Genomic DNA, 16,797 nt, shown 5'->3' on the forward strand with positions numbered 1-16,797 from the left:
CGCTCTCAGAAGGCGGTGAGGTAGTGGTCGATCTCCCAGTCCGAGACCGTGTTGTGCCAGGCGAAGAACTCCGCGCGCTTGGCCTGCGCGAAGTAGGCGGCGACGCCGGGCCCGGCCACGTCGAGCGCGGCGGTGAGCACCGGGTCGGCCTCCAGCGCGTCCATGGCGTGCACCAGCGTCATCGGCAGGTCGGCGGCGGCGCCTGCGCCGAGCGGGCCGGGGTGCGCCGCGCGCTCGACCCCGTCCAGCCCGGCGGCGATGGTGGCCGCGGCGGCCAGGTACGGGTTGGCCGAGCCGTCCGCGCCGCGCAGCTCGACGCGGTTGCCGTCCGGCACCCGGAGGAAGTGCGTGCGGTCGTTGCCGCCGTAGGTGGCGCGCCGGGGTGACCAGGTGGCGCCGCTGGTGGTCGAGGTGGCGCCGGTTCGCTTGTAGGAGTTCACCGTCGGGGCGATGACGCCCTGCAGCGCGCAGGCGTGGTCGAGGATGCCCGCGACGAACGAGTAGGCCAGCGGCGAGAGCCCGAGCCCCTGCGGGTCGGCGCCGGGGAAGAGCGCCGTCTCGCCGCGCCACAGCGACAGGTGCAGGTGCATCCCGGAGCCGGTCCGGTCGGTGAACGGCTTGGGCATGAAGGTGGCCGTCATGCCGCGCTTCTCGGCGATCACCGAGAGCAGGTAGCGGGCGGTGATCACCCGATCGGCGGTGGTCATGGCGTCGGCGTAGTCGAAGTTCTGCTCGAACTGGCCGTTGCCGTCCTCGTGGTCGCTGGCGTAGTTGCCCCAGCCGAGCGCGTTCATCGCCGTCGAGATCTCGGTGAGGTGGTCGTACATCCGGGTGACGTCACGGGCGTCGTAGCAGGGCTGCGCGCTGACGTCGGCGGCGTCCGCCGTGGTCAGCGTGCCGCTCGCCCGGTCGACCAGGAAGTACTCGATCTCCGCGCCGACGTTCACCGCGTACCCCATGGCTGCGGCGCGGGCCAGCGTGCGCTGCAGGATCACCCGCGGCGCGAACGGCCACGGCTCGCCCTCGACGTGCGGGGTGCAGTGCACCAGCGCCAGCCCGGGGCGGACGAACGGGATCGGGGTGAACGAGGCCGGGTCCGGCACCGCGACCAGGTCGGGGTCGCGCGGCTCCTGGCCCATCATGCCCGCTGCGTACCCGGCGAAGCCGACGCCGTCGCGCTCGAGCTGGTCGATCGCCTGCACCGGAACGAGCTTGGCGCATGGCTTTCCGGAGAGCGTGGTGAAGAGCGCGAGCACGAAGGTGGTGCCGGACTCGGCGGCCAGCTCGCGCAGCGAGGGTGTGCTGGTCGGCAGGGTGGAGACGGTGGCGGTGTCTGACATGCGGGTGCTCCTGGGAGGTGGGGGAATCAACGCATCTCGCCCGCGCCGAGGTACGGGTGCGGGCTGGTGAGCGGCGCGCCCTCGGCGAAGCGGCTGAAGCGGAAGTCGGCGGGGTCGACGTTCGGCAGCGTGGTCGCGCCGTCGAGCAGCAGCTCGGCGGCGAGCCGCCCGACGGCGGGCGAGATCTTGAAGCCGTGCCCGGAGAAGCCGGTGGCGAGGAAGAGGCCGGGCAGCGGCGCGGGGCCGATGATCGGGTTGTAGTCCGGGGTCACGTCGTAGGCGCCCGCGTAGCTGCCGGTGACCCGCGGGTCGGGCATGGCGGGGAGCCGGTGCTCCAGCTTGCCGATCGCCCGCTCGACGGTGCTGTCGTCGGCGCGGTTCGGGTAGTCGTCCGGGTCGAGGTACTCGACCTCCGCGTGGTCGCTGTTGCCCGCGAGGAGTTCGCCGTTCGGCTCGCGGCACAGGTACTGCAGGCTCGCGAGGTCGGAGAGGACCGGCACCTCGGGGGTCGGCTCGCCCTGGTCGACCAGGACCAGCTGGGCACGCTGCGCGCGGACCGGGACGTCGAGGCCGAGCGGCGCGGCCAGCGCGGGCACCCAGGGTCCGGCGGCCAGGATCACGGTGCCCGCCGCGATGGTCTCGCCCGCGGTGGTGCGCACCCCGGTGACGGTGTCGCCGTCGCGCAGCAGCTCGGCGACCTCGGCGCCCTGCCGGATCCGGACGCCGAGCCGCCGGGCCGCGGCGGCGTAGGCCATGCCGGTCAGGTACGCCTCGCCGCGGCCGCCGAGCGGCTCGTAGGCGAAGGCGGCGAAGTCGTCCAGCCGCAGCCCCGGCCAGAGCTCGGCCATCTCGTCGTGGCCGATGAAATCGACGTCGATGCCGAGCCGCTGCTGCACGGCCACATTGGCCTTCAACGGATCGACGTTGTCCGGGCCGACCCCGACCACGTAGCCGCAGCGGCGATAGCCGAGGTCGTCGTCGAGGATCGCCTCGGCGTTGCCGAACACCTCGACCCCGTACCAGGACATCGCGGCGAGCGACGGCACCCCGTAGTGGCAGCGAACCACGCCGCTGGACTTGGCGGTCATGCCGGAGCAGAGCGTCGCCCGCTCCAGTACCAGCACGTCGGTGGCGCCGTGGTCGGCGAGCGACCAGGCGATCGCCAGCCCCTCCAGCCCGCCCCCGACGATCAGGTACTCGGCGGTAGTACCCATGAACCCGTCCTCGAATCTCATGTCGTGAATCGTTGTGTAATCACATGAAACTATTTGATCGTGACGGCACGGTCGCCTCGCTGTTACGAGCGCGTTGCGCCACGCGCGTGCTCGCGCGCACGAGTAACCACCCGGAACCGCCCGAATCGGGCGGGGATTAACTCCCGGTTCACCACGGGTCGTTTATTCGCAACATTCGACGGCGTTTACTGCTGTTCAACCGCACTGAGCTGCGGCCGCAAACATCCGGCACGACGGACGTAGGTGAGTTCAATGACAGAAGCCCTGGCGGCGGCCAATACCGCCTGGATTCTCGCCGCATTCACGGCGGTGGCCCTGATGGTCGCGGGCCTGGCGCTGTTCTACGGCGGCATGGTGAGCGTCCGCAGCACGCTGAACATGGCGATGATGGTCTTCGGTGCGCTGGCCGTCGTCGGCGTGCTGTGGATCATGTTCGGCTACTCCGTCGCCTTCGGCGACTCGGTGGGCGGCCTGCGCCTGATCGGCGACCCGCTGGAGTACTTCGGGTCGTCCAAACTCCTGGAGGCGCCGATCGAGCCGGGATTGCCACCGGCGCTCTTCTCGGCGTTCCAGCTGCTCTTCGCCGCCATCACGGTGGCGCTGATCGCGGGCGCCGTCGCCGACCGGATGAAGTTCGGCTCCTGGATGCTCTTCGCCGGGCTCTGGGCCACGCTGGTGTACTTCCCGGTGGCGCACTGGGTCTTCGCCTTCGACTCCGCCGACGGCGAGGTCAAGGGCGGCTGGATCGCCAACTCGCTGAAGGCCGTCGACTTCGCGGGCGGCACCGCGGTGCACGTCAACGCCGGTATCGCCGCGCTCGCGCTGATCCTGGTCATCGGCAAGCGGGCCATCTTCCCGCACGCCCCGCGGCCGCACAGCCTGCCGCTCACCATGCTCGGCGCAGGCATCCTGTTCTTCGGCTGGTTCGGCTTCAACGCCGGCTCCGCGCTGGCCGCGGGCAACAGCGCCGCCGTCGTCGCGCTGAACACCATGGCCGCCGCCTGTGCGGGCATCTGCGCCTGGCTCGTGGTGGAGAAGTTGCGGCACGGCCACGCCACCTCGCTCGGCGCCAGCTCCGGGCTGATCGCCGCGCTGGTCGGCATCACCCCCGCCTGCGGCGCGGTCTCCCCGATGGGCGCGCTGGCGGTCGGCGCGGTCTGCGGCGCCGTCTGCTGCCTGGCGATCACCATGAAGTTCCGCTTCGGGCTGGACGATTCGCTCGACGTGGTCGGCATCCACCTGGTCGGCGGCGTCATCGGCACCATCCTGATCGGCCTGCTCGCCGACCCGGCCGCGCCCTCCGGCGCCACCGGCCTCTTCTACGGCGGCGGGTTCGGGACGCTCGGCAAGCAGACGGTCGCCGTCCTCGCCGTCCTCGCCTACTCCTTCACCGTCACCTGGATCATCGCCAAGGTCATGGACCTCACCATGGGGCTGCGCGTCCCCGCCGACGCCGAGACCGAGGGCGTGGACGTGGTCGTGCACCGGGAGAGCGCGTACTTCCTGGAGAGCATCGAGCTGGCCGAGGGGAAGGTGGAGCCGGGGGCGGCTGTCGTCGCCGCCGAGGTGATGACCGAGAAGGCGGCGGCTCCGGCCACCACCTAGGTTTCACGTAAAACATTGAGCCGCATCGGGTGCCGACCCGGTGCGGCTCGGTGTTTCTACCGTTCCACGTGGTTGTCGGGGTACGCCGTGATCGCGAGGAAGCGGATGGGCAGCCGGACGAGTTCGTTCGGGCCGTGCGGGCCCTCGCCGTCCAGCAGCAGCGCATCACCGGGGCGCAGGGTGTACTCGGAGTCACCGTGGCCGTAGACCATCACGCCCTCCAGCATGTAGAGCAACTCGGTGCCCGCGTGCTGGAACAGGGGGAAGGTCTCGCTGGCCTCGGTCAGCGTGACCAGCACCGGCTCCAGCCGCTTGTGCTGGCCACGCAGCGCGCCGAGCAGCTCGTAGTGGTGCCCGACCCTGGTCCCCCGGCCCACGATCACCGCCCCGCTGCCCGCGCGGGTGTACACCGCCTCACGAGCGGCGTCGGCACCGCGGAACAGCGACGTCACCGGCACATCCAGCCCCTTGGCCAGTCCGGCGAGCGTACCGAGGCTGCACGAGGTCTGCGCGTTCTCGATCTTCGACAGCATGGCCTTGGAGATGCCTGCTTTGGCGGCCAGCTCCACCACCGACATGCTGCCTGCCAGCCGCAGGCTGCGCACCTGCCGCCCGATCACCTGCTCCAGCCCCGCCGCCGACGGCGCCGCCCGCTGTATCTCACGGTCGACCGGAGCCGGATCACCGGTATCACGATGCTCCTGTCGCCGAGCCGGTTCACGCATACGAGCAGCCTAGTGCGGCCACTGTCCGATACGCCCTGCAGCCGGAGTCGTCAGCGCGGGGCGCGGGATTCGCCGGGGATCGCGATACTCCCGGCCGCCAGGTGCTGCTCGACCTCCGCCGCAGGCAGCGGAGGCGTGATGAGGAAGCCCTGGGCACGGTTACATCCGAGCGCCACCAGCGTCCGGGCAGCAGCGGCCGTCTCGACACCCTCGCCGACCACGTCGAGGCCGAACTTCCCGGCGAGACCGACGATGGCCTCGATGATCGCCCGATCACTCGCGCTGTCGTTGACTACCTTGACGAAACTGCGATCGATCTTCACCGCGTCCAGCGGCAGCGCCTTCAGGTGCGGCAGCGTGTTGTAGCCCGTGCCGAAATCATCGATCGCGATCTGTAGGTGCAGCCGCTTGAGCGCCTGCAGCACCATCCGAGTCCGCGGCAGGTCCTGCAACGCCGCGTTCTCGGTGATTTCCAGGCAGACGAACCGGCCGTCGATGGCGTGCCGCATGAGGGCGCTCTCCACGCTATCGACGAAATCGGGGTGCCCCAGTTGCATCGGGGAGACATTGATACGCAGCGTCACCTCGGAGGCCACACCCCGGTGTCGCCAGTCGGCGAGTTGGGCACACGCGGCGCGGATCACCCAGTCACCGAGTTCCCCCGCTAGATTCGTCGCCTCGGCGACTCCGATGAAGGTGTCCGGAGGCAGCAGACCGCGGGTGGGATGCTGCCAGCGCACCAGGGCCTCCACCGCGAGCACCCGGCCTGTGCGCAGGTCGACCTCGGGTTGGTAGTGCAGGAGCAGCGAATCGTCGGAGACGGCGCTGTGGAGTAGCAGGGTGACGTCGTCGTGCAGGTCGTACTGCGAGAACAGCGCATCGGTGAACACCGCGACACCACTGCCGTCCTGGGTTTTGGCGGCCCGGAGTGCTTGATCGGCGCGCCGCAGCACGACCGCGGGCACCTCTCCCCTGGTCGCTACGGCGACACCGACGCTCACTCCGCAACTGACGGAGCGGCCATCGATCGGAATACCCGCTGCCAGCACCTGCCGAATCCGGGCCGCGGTGAACTCGGCGGACACGGTATCCATCGCCTTGGCCGGAACGACGACGAATTCCCCGTGCCCGAACCGCGCGACGACATCGGTGCGCTCGCAGTACTGCTTGAGCCGGGCGGCGATGGTTCGCAGCACCTCGTCGCCCGCCGCCCGGCCGAGGTGGTTGTTCACGATCGTCAACCGATCCACACTGATGAATAACGTGGCCACCGGCTCCGGCCACCCCGGCCGCAGGCGCTGCTGGAGATAGCCCATGAGAGCATGCTGGTTGAGCAGCCCGGTGAGATCGTCGTGCACCGCAGCGTACTGCACCTGCGATTCGGCCTCCAGGCGCGCCTGCTGCTGGGCCAGCAGGGACGCGATCACCACCAGCGCATCGATTTCGCCCCCGTCCCACATCCACTGCCCGTGCTTGACCAATCCGAGGACACCGAGCGATGCACCCCGGATCAGCAGGGGGACGACGGCGGAGGTGACCTGCTGATCGGAGTAGGAGTCGACGTGCCGAATCGTGGGCTCCACCGCCTCTTGGACCGCACGGAAGGGCGAGTGCGCTTGGTCGAAATACACGACGTCGAGCGGATCCGGGTCGGGTACCGACCGTGGGGGCCATTCGGCGATCAGCACGGTGGCCTGTCGCTGCCGATCGATGCGCCGGACGTAGGCGAAGTCGATGTCCAAGTGCTGCACGAGTTCGGTAAGCACGCGCTCGATCACGGATCGAACCGTGTCGCGCTCCACGCTGGCCAGCTCCGTCGCGGCCCGTGCGGTGAACGCACGCAGTTCCACCCCGGGAACCGGGCTCTCGGGGGGTATCTCAACAGGCAGGGCGGGACCGCCGGCTCGCCGGGCTCGGTGTCGGGGGTTGGTGCCGCCGGGGCCCGGTGGCGGCTGGTCGAGCAGCGCCCGAATGCGAACGATCTGGCTGCGCGCGGCTCGGCGGCGCAGCAGGGCGGGCCCCTCCTCGCCGAGCGAGGAGCGCTCGATGAGCATCTGCACCCGTCCGGCCGATTCGGCAGAGGTGCGGTCGTAGGAAGTCATTCCTGGCTCCTCAGGTGCAGGCGAGCGTGTTCGCGGATGCGGTACAGCCGGCGTTCGATCGCTTTGGGCGTGAACGCCTGGTTCGGAAAGAGATGCGCTACTTCGCGCTGGGTATATCCGTTCGCCACGGCGAGCAGGATCATCTTGTCGGTCTCGGTCAGCATGGCCAGGTACTTCTCCAGCAAGATCCTGGACGTCACCATCACGGAAGGGTCCTCGGTCGCGACGGAGGACCGACGCGCGTCCAGCAATTCGGCGATGGTGTCGTACTCCGGCGGAATCGGCTGGTGAATGCGTCTCCACCGCAACCCCTCACCGAAGGCCGCCGGAAATTGCAGCAGGCAGGTCCGGATGAAGTAGGTGCGCAATTGCGCACCCTGACACGGATCCCAACCCTGCCCGGCCTGGACCTGATCCCGGAACTTCCGCAGGGCGGCCGCCACCGTGCGTTCGATGACCTCGTGCCGGTAATCGCGCTCTGCGGCCAGCGCTTCGCGCTCCGATACACCGGCCTTCAGCCGAATCTGCTTCTCCGCCAGTTGCCGATAGATTTCCCCGGTCCAGATCCAAGGATCGAGAACTTGCACCGCGTACTCGGAGAGCGCCACGACCACGTGTTCCCATGCCGGGCCTCTGGCCTGCTCCGCACGGAGAACTTCGAACAGCTCCCGCTCGGCCGTCGCTTGGTCCGGCTCCGCCTCGGCTACATCAACGGGCCCGGCCTCGGAGCACTTCCCACAGGTGACACAGGGAGATACGAACCCCTGGTCGGGCGCGTCCGGGGGTCCGGCCGCTGAATCGGATCTCGCCATGCTTCTCCTCGCACCCCACGCGGTGACTGCTTGCACCGAACGCGGTCGCGCCGGTCGAAGGCAGTTATAGGAGTTTCGGCGCATCTCCCCCCGCGATACCGAGATATCCCTGCTCCACCGCTCGCCGCGGGGGAAGGCGGCGGTGGCGTCCTATGAGATCCGATGAGACATCGACCGAAAGGACTCCGCTGTGCGGATCAAGAGGCTGCCCGCCCACTCCCGAACCACCACGTACCTCGATCTTGTCGCCCTGCTGCTCATCCTCGGCACGGTGGTCGTGCTCGTGGCAATCGACGCGACCTCGGCCGTTCTCGCCGCGGCCGGTGGTACCACCGCCCTCTGCTACCGCGCCTGGCGAGAGCACGGCAGTCACCATCGCGAGAGTGCGAACCCGCACACCTCGGAATGACTGCCTCGCGGCGCGTACCGTGAGTGCCATGGCCACCGCACTCGGCCTCGCCATCCCCGGCAGCGTCCTGTTGCTCCTGCTGGTCGGCGGCTACGAGCTGAAACGCCGCCGACGCACGGATCTGGCGAGCGGGCGGATGATCTCGACCGTCCTCACCGACGAACTCACCGCCCTGCTCTACCCCACCAAGCGCATGGAGCTGGACCACCGAGCCGATATCTCGATGCTCCGGGACGAGGAGACCGACGGCGACCCGGTCGATCTGGAGCGCGGGACCGCGCGGATCCGGGAGCGGTGACCCCGGTCGCCATCGATTGCCGCCCAGCACCCGGTGTGACACGGTGGAGGTGAGCCCGACCAGGGCTTACCGGACGAGGGGTGCCGTACCCGGAGTGCGACAAGACGGCCCGAGGAGGGTCGACATGTCGTGGCTGCTCTTGGTGATCTCCGGGGTCATGGAGGCCGTGTGGGCGACCGCGCTCGGCCGCTCCGACGGCTTCACCCGGCTCACCCCGTCGCTGATCTTCGCCGTGGCGCTGCTCGCGAGCATGGCCGGGCTCGCGCTCGCCATGCGTGAGCTGCCGGTCGGCACCGCGTACGCGGTGTGGGTGGGGATCGGCGCGGTGCTCACCGTCGCCTACGCCATGCTCACCGGCGCCGAATCCGCGTCGGTCGCGAAGGCGCTGTTCCTGGTGATGATCGTGGGCGGGGTGGTCGGGCTGAAGCTCACGCACTGAGCCTCACTGCGGGATGTGCAGCTCCTCGCCGGTCTCCAGCAGCGACTTGAGGCCGGAGAGGATGCTCGGCCAGCCGCCCTGGACGCCGTCGAGCACGGGGCTGCCCGGCGCGAAGCCGTCGTGCACCACGGTCAGCTTCACCACCTCGCCCTGCTGCTCCAGCTCGAAGGTGACGGTGGAGCGCGGGTCGGCGGCCCAGCGCGGGAGGTCGTCGGCGGGCAGCTCGACCTCGGCGGCGAACTCGGCGTCGATGGTGTGCCAGGTGTACGAGAGCACCGTGAACGGCTCGGCTTTCACCACCACCTGCCCCTCGTCCGCGTGTGACCAGCCGCCGAGCGACCAGCGCATGGTGGAGCCGGGCTGCCAGTCGGTGTCGAAGGTGGCGCCCCAGTACTTGCTGGTGAAGGCGGGGTCGGTCAGCGCCTGCCAGAGCCGCTCGGGGGTGGTGCGGATGTAGGTGGTGTAGACGAAAGCGGTGTCGGTGGTGGTCATCGGTGCCTCCAGGGCAGCTTTGAGGTCGGCGAGCACGTGTACGCGCCCGCGGTGGTAGCGGTCGATCCAGCGTTCGGTGATGGCGTCGAGCGGGGCGGCGTTGAGGTGGTGCAGCTTCTCCCGGCCGCGGCGCCTGGTGGCGACGAGGTTCGCCGCCTCCAGCACCGCGAGGTGCTTGCTCACCGACTGCCGCGCCATGTCCAGCCCCGCGCAGAGTTCGCGCAGGGTCAGCCCGTCGGCGGCGCGCAGCGAGTCGAGCAACCGGCGGCGGGTGGGGTCGGCGAGTGCGCGGAAGACCGCGTCGTCCTGCTCCATACCGTCCTTCCAAAAGGCAACCTCGCGGCTGCATGTTCGACAATAGGCAGCTGATCAGCTGCCTGTCAATGGCAGCAAAACTCTGTCTAGATGTAGCACCACTGCTACATTATGAAGCTGAAAGGCTACGGGGAGGTGTCCATGAGCGTCGTAATCGACGTCGAAGAACTGCGCATGCGCTACGGCGACCGCGACGTCCTGCGGGACGTCGCGTTCCAGGTGCGCGAGGGCGAGGTGCTGGTGCTGCTCGGCCCGAACGGCGCGGGCAAGACCACGACCATCGAGATCCTGGAGGGGTTCCGGCAGCGCTCGGCGGGGCGGGTTTCGGTGCTCGGGCTGGATCCGGAGCAGGGCACCGAGGCGTGGCGCGCGCGGGTCGGGGTGGTGCTGCAGTCCTGGCGCGATCACAGCAAGTGGCGGGTGCGTGAACTGCTGGAGAACCTCGGCCGCTATTACGCCCCGTACTCCACGCCGGAGCGGGAGCGGCCCTGGCACCCGGACGAACTGCTCGAGGTAGTCGGGCTCTCCGAGCACGCGAACCGCAAGGTGCTGACGCTCTCCGGCGGGCAGCGCCGCAGGCTCGACGTCGCGATCGGCATCGTCGGCAGGCCGGAGCTGCTCTTCCTGGACGAGCCGACCGCGGGGTTCGACCCGGAGGCCAGGCGCGAATTCCACGACCTGGTGCACCGGCTCACCGACGAACTCCGCACCACCGTCCTGCTCACCACGCACGACCTGGACGAGGCGGAGAAGCTCGCCGACCGCATCCTGATCCTGGCGGGCGGCCCGATCATCGCCGACGGCTCGGCGGACGCGCTCTCCCGCAGCGTCGCCGGAGCCGCGGAGATCCGCTGGACCCGCGGCGGCGAGCGCTTCGTGCACACCGCGGTGGAGTCCACCGAGTTCGTGCACGACCTCTTCCGCCAGCACGGCGGCGAGATCAGGGAACTCGAGGTGCGCCGCGCCTCGCTGGAGGACACGTACATGACGCTGGTGCGGCGCTCCGAATCCGGCGCGGCCGACGTGCGCTCGCTCACGGAGGTATCCCGATGAACCCGGTCCTTGTCGCGGTCCGCACCGGGCTGCGCCGCGGCGTGATCGAGATCAGGCAGGTGCTGACCAGCGGGCAGGATCTGTTCGGGCTGGCGATCTATCCGCTCTCCGCGCTGATCACACTGTTCTTCATGCGCGATGCCACCTTCCAATCCAGCGGAATCGGGCTCGGCACGCTCGCCCTGCCGAGCCTGATCGGCGTGCTCATCGTCTTCAACTCGCTCTTCGGGATCGCCGCGGCGATCGCCACCGACCGCGAGGACGGCACGCTGCTGCGCGCCAAGGCGACGCCGAACGGCATGGCCGGCTACCTCACCGGCAAGATCGTCGCCGCCGCCGCGCTCGCGGTACTCCCCGCACTCCCGGTGCTGATCGGCGGGCTCGCGCTCATCGGCGACGGCCTCGACTTCGGCACCCCGGACCGCTGGCTCGCGCTCGCCGCGATCACAGCGCTCGGGCTGCTGGCCACGCTGCCGCTCGGCGCGGCGCTCGGGTCGCTCTTCACCAGCCCGCGCAACCTCGGCTACCTCTCGCTGCCGATCATGGGGCTGGTGGCGATCTCCGGCATCTTCTACCCGATCACCGCCCTGCCCGGCTGGCTACAGGCGGTCGCGCACGCGTTCCCGATCTACTGGATGGGGCTCGGCACCCGCGCCGCCATGCTCCCGGACTCGGCCGCCGCGGTGGAGCTCGGCGAGTCCTGGCGGCACCTGGAAACTGTTGCGGTGCTCGGCTTCTGGGCGGTGGTCGGGCTGGTACTCGCGCCGCCCTTCCTGCGCCGGATGGCGCGCCGGGAGTCCGGGTCGAGCGTCGCGGCCCGGCGCGAGAAGGCGCTGCAGCGTGCCTACTGAGGTCATCTACAACCGGATCGCGATGCTGCGCGCCGAGCGCGGGGTCTCCCGGCGGCAGCTGGCCGAGGCGCTCGGCGTGCACTACCAGACCGTCGGGTACCTGGAGCGCGGCGAGTACAGCCCGAGCCTGCACCTGGCGCTGCGGATCGCGGCGTACTTCGAGGTGGCCGTGGAGGTGGTGTTCGCCACGGCCCCCTTCCCGCGCATCGGCAGCGAGACCGGCTGAGCCGGTTCACGATTCGTTCGCCGGCGTCCGACGAGCGGCAACTCAGACCCGAGCGCGTAGGTATTGCTCCGCGATCCGCTCTCCCACGCGGACCAGCAGGGGCCGGGCCTGGGCCATGCAGCGGGCCGGGTCCGATTCCAGCTCCGTGAGCGGGTGACACCCCGCGAACCCCGCCTCGCGCACCTGCTCGGGGGTGAGCAGCGAGCGCCCCGGGGTGACGACACACGGCACCCCGGCCGCGGTCGCGGCGGCGAGCACGCCGAGCGGCGCCTTCCCGCGCAGGCTCTGCTCGTCGAACGACCCCTCCCCGGTGACGACGAGCGCGGCCCCGTTGACCAGGTCGGCGAAGCCGAGCAGCTCCAGCACCACGTCGATCCCGCTGCGCACCGTCACCGGCATCAGCACCGCCAGCGCGCCGAGCACCCCGAACCCCGTCCCACCGGCAGCGCCCGCCCCCGGCCGCGAGGTGGCATCGCCGTACCGCTCCACCGGGAATGCCTCCCCGACCACCCGGGCCCAATTCCCCAGCGCCGCCTCCAGAATCGCCAGCTCCCCCGGCCCGGCCCCCTTCTGCGGCCCGTACACCGCGACCGCTCCCGTGGGCCCGAGCAGCGGATTGTCCACATCGCAGGCGAGCGTCAGCCGAGCCCGGCGCAGCAGCGGGTGCAACCCGCCCGCATCCAGCCGAGCCGCGTCGGCGAGCGGCGCGCCGCCGGGCGGCACCTCCGCGCCCCTGGCGTCCAGGATGCGGGCGCCGAGCCCGCGCAGCAGCCCGGCGCCGCCGTCCGAGGAGGCGCTGCCGCCGAGCCCGAGCACCAAGCGCCGCGCGCCGGCTTCCAGCGCGTGCGCCAGCACCGTGCCGAGCCCGTCGGTGCCGCTGCCGAGCGGATCGAACCGCCCGGCGGGCAGCTTGGCCGCCCCGACCACCGCCGCCAGCTCCACCACCGCGGTGTCGCCGCGCACGGCGTAGGAGGTGGGCGTGGCGGCCCCGGTCGGCCCCGGCGCGATCAGCTCGACCCGCCGCCAGCCCGCCGTGACGAAGGCGTCGACGGTCCCGTCGCCGCCGTCGGCCACCGGCACCCGGTGGATCCGGGCGGCGGGCACCGCCCGCACCACCCCGGTCGCCAGCGCGTCGGCGACCTCGGGCGCACTCGCCGAACCCTTGAACTTGTCCGGGGCGAGGACCACCCGTTGACTCGGCTCCCGTGTCATCGACCCATTGTGGAACCCGGCGCCGATGCGCGCACCTCGGGCATCCGGATGCACGTGCAGCGCTACGGCAGCGGGGCCTGCTCGGCGCGGTCGATGCCGACCTCGCCGGTCTCCAGGTAGCGCACCACCGCGCCGTCCACCGCGCCGTTGCCGCGACCGAAGGTGCCGTGGTCGCCGCCGTCGACGACGATCAGCTTCCCGTGCACCGCGCGGGCCAGCGCCGGGCCGCCCTCGTAGGCGGTGAGCGCGTCGTAGCGGCTCTGCAGCAGCAGCGGCGGGGTGCGCAGCGCGGCGCCGTCCACCGCGACCGGCTTCGCCACCGGCCGCCACGACCCGCAGTTCATCCCGGCGCGGACCAGGTTGGCGCGAGCCTCCATGGCGCTGCCGCCGGAGGCTATGGTGCCCGCGGCGACGGCGATCAGCTCCGGCCGCGGCTCGACGGCGTTCTCGTTGCAGGTGATAGCGGTGAAGACCACCTGGCCGGTCGGGTCGGAGCTGCTCGCGCCCTCCAGCGCCAGCAGTTTGCCGATATTGCGCGGGTCGGCGTTGGCGTCCGACATGGCGCGGGCGAAGTTCGGCCAGAACGCGCGGGTGTAGGTGGCGACGGTGGTGGCGCCGAGCAGCGGCACCTGCGCCGAGGTGCCGCCAGCGACCAGCGTGCGGGTCAGGTTCTGCACCTTGCCGATCTGCTCGACGCTGCCGTTGAAGCCGTCGCGGGCGATCTCGGCGAGCGGCTCCGGCAGCGCGCCGGGCAGGTCGGAGACGGCGGCGGGCGGCGGGGTCAGGTTGGCGTACCAGCCGCCGCCCTGGTCGGCGACGAGCCGCACCCAGTTCCGGTAGACCTGCAGCGGGGTGTTGCCGAGGCCGTACTCGCCGTCGTGCTCGGCGATCCAGGCGAACAGGTCGTCCAGCCGCTGCTTGCCCGCCACCTGCTGCTGGGCGAACTCCTCGGTCCACACCCAGCCCGGGTTCACGTTGGAGTCGAGCACCATCCGGCCGGTGTGCTCTGGGAAGAGCGTCGCGTAGACGGCGCCGAGGTAGGTGCCGTACGAGGTGCCGAGGTAGTCGAGCCGCTCCACACCGAGCGCGGCGCGCACCGCGTCCAGGTCGCGGGCGGTGCTCTCGGTGGTGATGGTGTCCAGGTACCCGGGCAGCGCCGCCTCGCAGGTGGCGCGCATGTCGTCGCGGGGGCGCAGCGCGATGTCCTTGACGCCGGGCGGCGCGGGCTCGGCACCGGTCGGCTTCACCGCGCAGTCCAGGGGGGTGGACCAGCGCATGCCGCGCGGCTGCACCGCGATCCGGTCGTACTGCTCGAAGGCGGCGGGAAACGCATCGATCCGGCGGGCCCAGTAATCGAGGGCGTCCGCGCCGGGGCCGCCGGGGTTGGCGGCGATCACCCCGCGCTTCGGGCCCTCGGCCGGAATGCGGCTCACGGTCAGCTCGATCTGCGCGCCGTCCGGGTCGGCATGGTTCATCGGTACATCGATCACGGCGCACTGCACGCCGCGACCTGCGGGTACCGCTCCCTCCGGGCAGTCGCCGAAAGCCACAGCGGGCGCCGCCGCGGCGGGCGCGAGCAGGGCAGGGGTCGCCGTGACCGCACCGAGCAGTCCGGCCACCAGGAGCGCGGCCAGCCCGGCCGCGCGCTGTGCGCTCGTCATCTTCCGTCCCTCCCGGGCCCGCGCCGCGGCCGCCCCGAGCTCACGTACCGGGCGGCGGGCCACAAGCATTCTGTGCGGCGGAACCGCGTTCGACAAGTCCACCGCGGGGATAGGCGCTCCGCGAGGCGGATTCGAGCGCGCGATCGGGCCCCGCACCGAGTAGCGTCGAGCCATGGCGATCGAGGTCCGCACCAATACTGCCCTGGAGCGGTTCGAGCTCTACATCGACGGAACTCTCGCCGGGCACGTCGCATACCAGGACACCGCCGCCGAGCGCGCCTTCGTCCGCTCCGAGATCTACGCCAGCCCCGACCGCGGCCACGCGGCCACGCTCTTCGAGTCCGCGCTGCGCACCACCAGGGCGCAGGGCTTCGAGGTGCTGCCGATGTGTCCGCAGGTCAACCGCTATATCGAGAGCCGCGCCGAGCACGTGGCCGCGGTGCCGAGCTGGGCCCGCAGCCAGTTCGGGCTGCCGCTCTAGTAGGCGGCGACGGCCCCGTCCAGCGCGAGCTGCAGCTCGGCGCGGACCAGCCGGGAGATCTCGGCGGGGCGGGTCGGCAGCTCGGTCACCGGCAGCCCGAAGTAGAAAGACGAGCCTTTGACCTCCTGCTTGGACGGCTCCGTACCGTCGCCCGGCCGCGGGCCGTAGCTCAGCGCCAGGCTGAGCAGGGCGGGCGCGGCGCCGAGCTTCTGCGCGCGGAAGGCGATGTGCCCGATCCCGCTGCCCACCGGCTGCACCCGGCTGGGGTCGACCACATTGCAGGTGCCCTCCGGGAAGACCGCGAGGTGGTCGCCGCGCGCGAGCCGCTCCGCGCAGCTGTCCATCATGCGCTGACCTGCGGCGTTCACCGCGCGGAGGCCGTGGTCCTTGCCGCGGAACACCGGGATGGCGCCCATCATGTCGACCTGCTTGCGCAGCTTGGGATCGACGAACAGTTCATCCTTGGCCAGCACCCTGACCCGCCCGATGAGCCGGCGCAGCGGGCTGCGCCAGGCCGCCGCCGCCACCGTGTACGGGTCGTGCCTGGAGAGATGATTCACCGCGATCAGCAGCGGCCGCCCCGAGCGGACCAGGGCCCGCACCGCCTCCGGCGCGCCATCGGCGAAGTGCACCCGCGGCCGGAAGCGGCGGGCCAGAAAGGCGTACGCCGCCAACGCCTTCGCCCGGTTCTGCCGGTGATCGCGGTAGAAGTCGTAGACGGTGTCGAAGTCGTCGAGGAGCACCTCGGGCGGTCGCATGGCACGACTCTACGGCGCCGAGCGGCCGCTTTCCCACCGCAGAGGGCAAGCGCATCGGGGCGGCAACTGCGATGATGTCCGGGTGGCACGCGCAGACGACCCCGACGATCGCAGGACCCGCGGGCACGGCGACCACGGTCGCCGCGATCACCGGCCGGGCGAGTCCGCCGTGCGGGCAGGCAGTCTGCTGGTCTCCGCCATCGACCTCGCGGAGCCGACCTTCCGGCGCACCGTCATCTACGTCATCGAGCACAACGAGGCGGGCAGCCTCGGCGTCGTCCTGAACCGGCCCAGCGACACCGCCGTGCACGACGTGCTCCCGCGCTGGAGCGAGGTGGTCTCCGAGCCGCAGACGCTCTTCGTCGGCGGGCCGGTCAAGCGGGACGCCGCGCTCTGCGTCGCGACCGTCCGGGTCGGGGTATCGATCGCCGAGGTGAACGGCCTGCGCCGAGTCGACGGCCGCGTCGTGCTCGTCGACCTCGACGCCGACCCCGCCGATATCGGCCCCCTCATCGAGGGCGCCCGCATCTTCGCCGGCTACGCGGGCTGGACCTTCGGCCAGCTCGAGGGCGAGCTGGACAACCACGATTGGTACGTGGTCTCCGCCCTCCCCGCCGACCCCATCGCCCCCGGCCGCCCCGACCTCTGGGCCCAGGTACTGCGCAGGCAACCGCTCCCGCTCTCGCTACTCGCCTCGCACCCGATCGAACTAGAACGCAACTAGCCTCGTGTAACTCCTCGACAGAGGAGGACCACCCCGTGACCAATCCCCCGCTCCGGTGA

18 protein-coding genes and 1 riboswitch are annotated in these 16,797 nt (G+C 71.0%); of the genes, 9 read left to right on the plus strand and 9 right to left on the minus strand.

All coding sequences use genetic code 11. The features are described 5' to 3' along the window. Positions 1–5 precede the first annotated feature (5 nt). Both glnT and LTT61_RS17620 read right to left on the minus strand, forming a co-directional pair. On the minus strand, positions 6–1,340 hold the full coding sequence (glnT, locus tag LTT61_RS17615) for a type III glutamate--ammonia ligase (protein ID WP_233015131.1): 1,335 nt from the start codon (positions 1,338–1,340) through the stop codon (positions 6–8). A 26-nt stretch (positions 1,341–1,366) separates the two neighbouring features. Next, a complete protein-coding gene (locus LTT61_RS17620; RefSeq protein ID WP_233015133.1) occupies positions 1,367–2,554 on the minus strand; it encodes an NAD(P)/FAD-dependent oxidoreductase in 1,188 nt (395 codons plus the stop codon). Between the two features lie 273 nt (positions 2,555–2,827). On the opposite strand from LTT61_RS17620, the gene LTT61_RS17625 reads away from it, so the two are divergent. Then, the gene (locus tag LTT61_RS17625; RefSeq protein ID WP_233015135.1) at positions 2,828–4,180 is read left to right on the plus strand and encodes an ammonium transporter; all 1,353 of its coding nucleotides are present in this window, start codon (positions 2,828–2,830) and stop codon (positions 4,178–4,180) included. A 56-nt stretch (positions 4,181–4,236) separates the two neighbouring features. On the opposite strand, the gene LTT61_RS17630 is transcribed toward LTT61_RS17625, so the two are convergent. From LTT61_RS17630 to LTT61_RS17640, 3 genes are read right to left on the minus strand one after another with little or no spacing between them, the layout of a single operon-like run. Continuing rightward, entirely contained in the window at positions 4,237–4,905 is a 669-nt protein-coding gene (locus LTT61_RS17630) for a helix-turn-helix domain-containing protein (RefSeq protein ID WP_233015137.1), read from the minus strand. 50 nt (positions 4,906–4,955) lie between these two features. Further along, a complete protein-coding gene (locus LTT61_RS17635; protein ID WP_233015139.1) occupies positions 4,956–7,007 on the minus strand; it encodes a putative bifunctional diguanylate cyclase/phosphodiesterase in 2,052 nt (683 codons plus the stop codon). After that, complete coding sequence (locus LTT61_RS17640) at positions 7,004–7,819, minus strand: hypothetical protein (RefSeq protein ID WP_233015141.1); 816 nt, start codon at positions 7,817–7,819, stop codon at positions 7,004–7,006. The genes LTT61_RS17635 and LTT61_RS17640 overlap by 4 nt, the downstream gene beginning before the upstream one ends. A gap of 190 nt (positions 7,820–8,009) precedes the next feature. Between LTT61_RS17640 and LTT61_RS17645 the strand changes: the two genes are divergently transcribed. From LTT61_RS17645 to LTT61_RS17655, 3 genes are all read left to right on the plus strand, one after another. Further along, entirely contained in the window at positions 8,010–8,228 is a 219-nt protein-coding gene (locus LTT61_RS17645; RefSeq protein ID WP_233015143.1) for a hypothetical protein, read from the plus strand. A 28-nt stretch (positions 8,229–8,256) separates the two neighbouring features. Next, positions 8,257–8,526, plus strand: a complete 270-nt coding sequence (locus LTT61_RS17650) for a DUF6191 domain-containing protein (protein WP_233015145.1) — start codon at positions 8,257–8,259, stop codon at positions 8,524–8,526. 47 nt (positions 8,527–8,573) lie between these two features. Continuing rightward, a riboswitch (guanidine-III (ykkC-III) riboswitch) is annotated at positions 8,574–8,640 on the plus strand. 10 nt (positions 8,641–8,650) lie between these two features. Continuing rightward, positions 8,651–8,965 carry a DMT family transporter gene (locus LTT61_RS17655; protein WP_233015147.1) on the plus strand — a complete coding sequence of 105 codons (315 nt, stop codon included), beginning with the start codon at positions 8,651–8,653 and terminating at the stop codon, positions 8,963–8,965. A 3-nt stretch (positions 8,966–8,968) separates the two neighbouring features. Here the strand turns inward: LTT61_RS17655 and LTT61_RS17660 are convergent, their stop codons facing one another. After that, complete coding sequence (locus tag LTT61_RS17660; RefSeq protein ID WP_233015149.1) at positions 8,969–9,772, minus strand: ArsR/SmtB family transcription factor; 804 nt, start codon at positions 9,770–9,772, stop codon at positions 8,969–8,971. Between the two features lie 141 nt (positions 9,773–9,913). Between LTT61_RS17660 and LTT61_RS17665 the strand changes: the two genes are divergently transcribed. Genes LTT61_RS17665 through LTT61_RS17675 form a run of 3 tightly spaced genes read left to right on the plus strand, consistent with a single transcriptional unit; the run spans position 9,914 to position 11,902 of the window. Beyond that, positions 9,914–10,825 carry an ABC transporter ATP-binding protein gene (locus tag LTT61_RS17665; protein WP_233015151.1) on the plus strand — a complete coding sequence of 304 codons (912 nt, stop codon included), beginning with the start codon at positions 9,914–9,916 and terminating at the stop codon, positions 10,823–10,825. Further along, entirely contained in the window at positions 10,822–11,676 is an 855-nt protein-coding gene (locus LTT61_RS17670; RefSeq protein ID WP_233015153.1) for an ABC transporter permease, read from the plus strand. Before LTT61_RS17665 ends, LTT61_RS17670 begins: the two co-directional genes overlap by 4 nt. Next, a complete protein-coding gene (locus LTT61_RS17675; protein WP_233015155.1) occupies positions 11,666–11,902 on the plus strand; it encodes a helix-turn-helix transcriptional regulator in 237 nt (78 codons plus the stop codon). The genes LTT61_RS17670 and LTT61_RS17675 overlap by 11 nt, the downstream gene beginning before the upstream one ends. Before the next feature lie 42 nt (positions 11,903–11,944). Here LTT61_RS17675 and LTT61_RS17680 read toward each other — a convergent pair whose 3' ends face one another. Together LTT61_RS17680 and LTT61_RS17685 are read right to left on the minus strand one after the other, a co-directional pair. Beyond that, a complete protein-coding gene (locus LTT61_RS17680; protein ID WP_233015157.1) occupies positions 11,945–13,114 on the minus strand; it encodes a glycerate kinase in 1,170 nt (389 codons plus the stop codon). Positions 13,115–13,176: 62 nt separating this feature from the next. Then, entirely contained in the window at positions 13,177–14,775 is a 1,599-nt protein-coding gene (locus tag LTT61_RS17685; RefSeq protein WP_233015158.1) for an alpha/beta fold hydrolase, read from the minus strand. 172 nt (positions 14,776–14,947) lie between these two features. On the opposite strand from LTT61_RS17685, the gene LTT61_RS17690 reads away from it, so the two are divergent. Next, on the plus strand, positions 14,948–15,256 hold the full coding sequence (locus tag LTT61_RS17690; protein ID WP_233015160.1) for a GNAT family N-acetyltransferase: 309 nt from the start codon (positions 14,948–14,950) through the stop codon (positions 15,254–15,256). On the opposite strand, the gene LTT61_RS17695 is transcribed toward LTT61_RS17690, so the two are convergent. After that, positions 15,253–16,014 carry a lysophospholipid acyltransferase family protein gene (locus tag LTT61_RS17695; RefSeq protein WP_233015162.1) on the minus strand — a complete coding sequence of 254 codons (762 nt, stop codon included), beginning with the start codon at positions 16,012–16,014 and terminating at the stop codon, positions 15,253–15,255. The genes LTT61_RS17690 and LTT61_RS17695 overlap by 4 nt on opposite strands. Positions 16,015–16,096: 82 nt before the next feature. On the opposite strand from LTT61_RS17695, the gene LTT61_RS17700 reads away from it, so the two are divergent. Beyond that, a complete protein-coding gene (locus LTT61_RS17700; protein WP_233015164.1) occupies positions 16,097–16,738 on the plus strand; it encodes a YqgE/AlgH family protein in 642 nt (213 codons plus the stop codon). Positions 16,739–16,797 lie beyond the last annotated feature (59 nt).

This window comes from Nocardia asteroides, from assembly GCF_021183625.1.
Lineage (GTDB): Bacteria > Actinomycetota > Actinomycetes > Mycobacteriales > Mycobacteriaceae > Nocardia > Nocardia asteroides_A.